The organism is Providencia sp. PROV076 (assembly GCF_028483405.1).
Lineage (GTDB): Bacteria > Pseudomonadota > Gammaproteobacteria > Enterobacterales > Enterobacteriaceae > Providencia > Providencia huaxiensis.
Genome location: NZ_JAMPRR010000057.1, coordinates 1 through 4,154 on the forward strand (window position 1 = coordinate 1; position 4,154 = coordinate 4,154).

At 45.4% G+C, this 4,154-nt stretch carries 7 protein-coding genes; all 7 read left to right on the plus strand.

Annotated elements, in window-relative coordinates; genetic code table 11:
• The first annotated feature begins 63 nt into the window (after positions 1–63).
• Positions 64–273 (plus strand): hypothetical protein, encoded by a 210-nt coding sequence (locus PSF67_RS21765; protein WP_004255429.1) that lies wholly within the window; start codon positions 64–66, stop codon positions 271–273.
• Positions 270–851, plus strand: a complete 582-nt coding sequence (locus PSF67_RS21770) for an ORF6N domain-containing protein (protein WP_004255428.1) — start codon at positions 270–272, stop codon at positions 849–851. The genes PSF67_RS21765 and PSF67_RS21770 overlap by 4 nt, the downstream gene beginning before the upstream one ends.
• Positions 848–1,021, plus strand: a complete 174-nt coding sequence (locus PSF67_RS21775) for a hypothetical protein (RefSeq protein WP_004255426.1) — start codon at positions 848–850, stop codon at positions 1,019–1,021. Before PSF67_RS21770 ends, PSF67_RS21775 begins: the two co-directional genes overlap by 4 nt.
• Positions 1,021–1,215 (plus strand): hypothetical protein, encoded by a 195-nt coding sequence (locus PSF67_RS21780; RefSeq protein WP_210837282.1) that lies wholly within the window; start codon positions 1,021–1,023, stop codon positions 1,213–1,215. The genes PSF67_RS21775 and PSF67_RS21780 overlap by 1 nt, the downstream gene beginning before the upstream one ends.
• Complete coding sequence (locus tag PSF67_RS21785; RefSeq protein ID WP_272677603.1) at positions 1,215–1,829, plus strand: hypothetical protein; 615 nt, start codon at positions 1,215–1,217, stop codon at positions 1,827–1,829. Before PSF67_RS21780 ends, PSF67_RS21785 begins: the two co-directional genes overlap by 1 nt.
• 58 nt (positions 1,830–1,887) lie before the next feature.
• A complete protein-coding gene (locus tag PSF67_RS21790; RefSeq protein WP_181489823.1) occupies positions 1,888–2,262 on the plus strand; it encodes a hypothetical protein in 375 nt (124 codons plus the stop codon).
• Positions 2,249–4,154, plus strand: a 1,906-nt coding sequence (locus PSF67_RS21795; RefSeq protein ID WP_272677604.1) for a DUF927 domain-containing protein, incomplete at its 3' end; no start/stop codon positions are given. The genes PSF67_RS21790 and PSF67_RS21795, both read left to right, overlap by 14 nt.

Consider the following 4,154-nt stretch of genomic DNA (forward strand, 5'->3'; position numbering starts at 1 on the left):
CCTCGTTTCTATTGCGTATGACTTCAACGCAGAAATATGCGAATCCCTTGAGGAGGCGACCAAATGAAAACGATTAAGTTGAAATCTGGTGATGTGGCGGCGTTCGATGCTGTGAAAGATATTAATAACGAAATCCAATCAATTTTATTTCCATTAATTACAGCAGTTGAGAATGAAGCAGAAACCGACACTTATTACATGGCAAGAGCGTTAAAGCGCCTTATACATGAGCAATGGCGAGAAATAGCACGGTTTGAAGAGGTGATGAAATGAGACAGGTCACTATCAATGCCACCAGCTTAAGCCCATTTATGTATCAAGGTAAGCGAGTAGTCACCTTTGCCATGATTGACGAGGTACACCAACGCCCGAAAGGTACAGCAAGGCGTACATTCACCAAGCATAAACGCCATTTCATTGATGGAGTTGATTACTTTTTGTTAGGTCAGGACGTATTACGTCCATACCTTGATGAAAATATCACCAAGTACACGCCTGAACTAATGGTATTGGCTGAATCTGGTTATCTCATGTTGGTTAAGCCATTTACTGATGATTTGTCGTGGCAGGTTCAACGCTCAATGGTTAACAGCTACTTTCGTTTGTCTGAGTTTCCCGAAATTAAACATATTCAAATTCCCACGCTGGCGGAACTTGAAGCCATGCCAATTGGTGAGGCTCAAAACTTGATTAGCAGTTTAGAAGCGGACTCTTATCAAGGTCACGGTAGGCGCGGCAGTTATGCCATGAACCTACGTCGCAAGGAGAAGAAAGCACTTAAACCAATGGTAATGGCCATTGAACAAGCCTCACAGCTACACATTCAGGATATGGGGGATTATCGCTCATGAGAACGTTTCAAATCGCAGGGTATGGCACAACACCGAAAGGGTTAACGCTAGGTATTAGCAAACGTGTGATATCAGCCACCCAGAAAGACGCTCAATCGCAAGTGATGCGAGAAGCGCAACGAGACGGTTTAACCGATATCCGAATTAACTATGTGCGTGAGGTGAAGTGATGACTCAGGAACAGAAACGCGAAGTGGAAATGTTACTAGAGCCGCACAAAGCAAAAGTATTAATGCTAATTACTTTACTTTCTACGTGGCTGGAAGCTGAAGAGTGTGGCGAAACCAGAAACATGATCTGGGCGGTGTTGATTGTTGTTTATTCGATTAGGGATGAAATGAACGAAGCGGCAGAGGGCAAATAATGAGCTTATTTATCAAACGTAACGTTGCCAGTTTTGGCTATGGTGCCACAGGTGTATTGGTGGTTTATCGTGAGAATGATCAGCTTAACGAGGTGATTAGCTACGACGATGCGCTTAAATCCCTTGATGCTGGTGATTTTGACACGGATTTGCTCATGGGGTTTGAGCTTGTATTGGCAATCTCAAAAGGTGAACGAGAACGCTTGTTTAACCCAACATTAGAGCAAACGTTGATTTTATGCCGTTGGGTAGTAGCAGCGTCATTTGTTCAAGAGTTAAGAGATAAACATGGCGTTATTGAACTCGACAATGAGCTAGGAGGCAAAGATATTGCCACGCTGTATTACAGTGATAACGGTTCGGGGATATCGGTTTATCCATCGGGCGAACGAGCGTTGTTAACTACGCATATGGAAGACTTTGTTTGTGAGCAATACGGGCAGGAAATGGGGCGGCAGTTAGTTATCAGGGCTTACATGGACTTTATCAATATGCAGCCAGAAGTGGGAAATCGCCTCTCTGAAAAAGGGCGAAATGGGCTAACCATCTTGCATGATGGCCTTATGAAAATCGCTCGTTCTAGTGAAGTTTGCACTATGCCAGTGTTTCACTGATAGGGGGGATCATGATTAACAATTTAAACCATTTACTGGCGAACAAAGGAGCATTTCAATGAGCAACATTATTCCATTCAAAACCAAAGCGAACTCGCTTGATGATGCGCTGAAAGCCTTTGCCTTTGCTGTATTTAAAAGCCGCCCGAATGACTTTGAGGAATGTTATACCTACACGGAAACATGCCAAGGCCGTACTAACAAGCAGCAAATTTCACCGATTGAGTACCTTTGTTTCTTAACTGAGGTTTGTTTTATTGAGCCGTTAATAGACCAGTTTGAAGAATACGAAACGGCCGCACTGGAAGCCTTAACCAAAGCGGTAGATTGTGGGCGTCTTACTCTGGAGGGTGAAGCGTTATATCAGTCTATTTTAAGTGTGTCTCATGAAATGGCTGAACCCGCAGGAGGCGCAGACGATGAAACCGATTGATGTTATCCGTGAGGTGAAGCTGAAAGCGAATGGGCAATGGCAAAACATATTATCTAACCTTGGGGCAGAAGTGCCCCTAAACACGCACACGGCTTGCCCTGCTTGTGGTGGTAAAGACCGTTTTAGATTTGATAACAAAGGCGACAATGGCACGTTTATTTGTAGTCAGTGCGGCTCGGGTGATGGATTGGACTTAGTTCAGCGTGTTCTGGGGGGCTGCGTGACAGAAGCCGCTTATGAGGTGGCTGGCATGATTGGTATTGATACCCGTTCAGATAATCCACCAGCCTACCGTAGCCATGAGGTAAAAGCGCAACAGGACGCATTGAAAGCGCAGCAAGCCCAGAACCAAGCTAACGAGCAGATAGAGAAGCATAAACGCTTTACAGCGCGATACAGCCGCACTATTGCCAATGCTAAACAGGGCAAATCTGAGTATCTCAAGGCGAAAGGATTTGATAGTACCACCGTGACCCTGTTAGCCGATGGATCGCTAATTATTCCATTGATGGACGCTGACGGCACAATCACAGCCGCACAGACCATTAAACCTAATGGCGAGAAACGGCTATTACTCGATAGTGCGAAGAATGGCAGCTATTACTCCATTAATGAGCCTGTAAACGTTTCTACGGTGATTATCGCTGAGGGATTAGCAACCGCCATGACGTGCCAGTTAATCCAACCAGAAGCGCACACAGTAGCGGCAATTGATGCGGGTAACTTAACTCATGTGGCTAAGGTTATGAGGACTCAGTACCCAGAGAGCCAAATTATCATTGCAGGGGATAATGACAGTAAAAATGAGGTCAACACGGGCAAGGTGAAAGCAGAAGCCGCAGCGAGAGAAGTTAGCGGCTATGTTTCAATTCCACCTTGTCAGGGAGATTGGAACGATTACCTGCAATCCAGAGAGAGGGAAGCTACTGCCTCTGCTTTCAGCGAGGGAATATATCAGCCACAAGGAGACGAGGCAATGAGTGAGATTACATTGACTGTAACGGCAAAGGAAAGCGTTACCGAAACAGTAAAACCAAGCGACCCCATGAAAATACGCATTGAATCACGCGACGATGGTGTATTTCTGGTTACGCCTAAAGCCGATAAGGAAACAGGGGAAATTATCAATCATGAACAATGGTTATCTAACGCCATAAAACGTATTACGAAAGGCGTTAATGACCTGAATCAAAAGTATTTGATTTTCGAGTGGGGTAATAACAACGTTCAAGCCGTTCCGATGGGGGATATTGGCGAGCGTGAGGGCTGGAAAACACTTAAAAATGCAGGGCTAATTGTGACAACTAAATCAGGGCTCAGACAGTCTTTATCTGATTGGCTCTTGCGCCAGAAATTCAAAGAGAATTGGAGTATTACTAATAAATCAGGTTGGCACAAAGGCGCGTATATCATGCCAGACGGCTCAATTATTGGTACACCCGAGCAACCGATATTTTTTAACGGGCAAAGCGCAGCCGCTACCGCCTACCAGACAAGTGGAACAGTAGAAAGCTGGCGGAATGATGTTGCACGATTAGCTAACGGTAACAGTTTTATGATGTTTGCAATTGGCGCAGCCTTAGCCGCACCGATGACGAGTATCACGGGGGCAGACAGTTTTGGTATTCACATTTACGCCCAATCGACAGCAGGGAAAAGCACCACCGCAGATATGGCCGTGAGTTTATACGGTGACCCCGATTTACAGCGTTTAACATGGTATGGCACTGAGTACGGGATGACTAACGAGGCTGTAGCGCACAATGACGGGCTTTTGTATTTGGATGAAGTCGGACAAGGAGCAGACCCTAAACACGTCTATAAATCGGCTTACACGCTGTTTAATGGCAAAGGCAAGATACAAGGCGCGAAAGATGGCGGCAATAGACAAG

Bases quoted from the DNA above. Each gene is read 5' to 3' on its own strand.
- PSF67_RS21765 (WP_004255429.1), top strand. From the start codon at position 64: ATGAAAACGATTAAGTTGAAATCTGGTGATGTGGCGGCGTTCGATGCT.
- PSF67_RS21770 (WP_004255428.1), top strand. From the start codon at position 270: ATGAGACAGGTCACTATCAATGCCACCAGCTTAAGCCCATTTATGTAT.
- PSF67_RS21775 (WP_004255426.1), top strand. From the start codon at position 848: ATGAGAACGTTTCAAATCGCAGGGTATGGCACAACACCGAAAGGGTTA.
- PSF67_RS21780 (WP_210837282.1), top strand. From the start codon at position 1,021: ATGACTCAGGAACAGAAACGCGAAGTGGAAATGTTACTAGAGCCGCAC.
- PSF67_RS21785 (WP_272677603.1), top strand. From the start codon at position 1,215: ATGAGCTTATTTATCAAACGTAACGTTGCCAGTTTTGGCTATGGTGCC.
- PSF67_RS21790 (WP_181489823.1), top strand. From the start codon at position 1,888: ATGAGCAACATTATTCCATTCAAAACCAAAGCGAACTCGCTTGATGAT.